Raw genomic sequence first — 331 nt, 5'->3', positions numbered from 1 at the left:
TCACTTCGGTCGCCACGCCAGCACTGATTATCTTGTTATCTTGCATATCCTTCAGCGTCTTCAATGAAGATTGTGTCTTCAGGCTACCAAAGCACTGCCGTAAAACAGGGGTGTTACTGGCATATCTGTTGAGTACGAAATCACCTAAAGACGGGTTAAATAACCGAACAAAAGGCTGATTTTCGCTTACTACTAATCTCGTGAGCATCGAACCAGATAGGTGACGGAGGTTTAGTAGAAAATCTTTTTTTCCAGTAAGACTGGCGGCTCCTGGATTCTCTAGATATCGCGCAAATGCCTCTGAAAGCTCAGGCTCAGTAATCACGCGCCC

Annotated in this window: 1 pseudogene; it reads right to left on the bottom strand. The window is 45.6% G+C overall.

Going from position 1 to position 331, the window contains the following annotated elements:
- Positions 1-331: pseudogene (locus K0F88_RS31870) on the bottom strand (hypothetical protein); the annotation flags it as partial.

Origin of the sequence: Pseudomonas sp. UMAB-40, assembly GCF_900095275.1 — a bacterium.
GTDB classification, from domain to species: Bacteria; Pseudomonadota; Gammaproteobacteria; order Pseudomonadales; family Pseudomonadaceae; genus Aquipseudomonas; species Aquipseudomonas mandelii_B.
The sequence above is the reverse complement of the archived record's forward strand: the minus strand, read 5'-3'. Positions and strand labels throughout refer to the sequence as shown.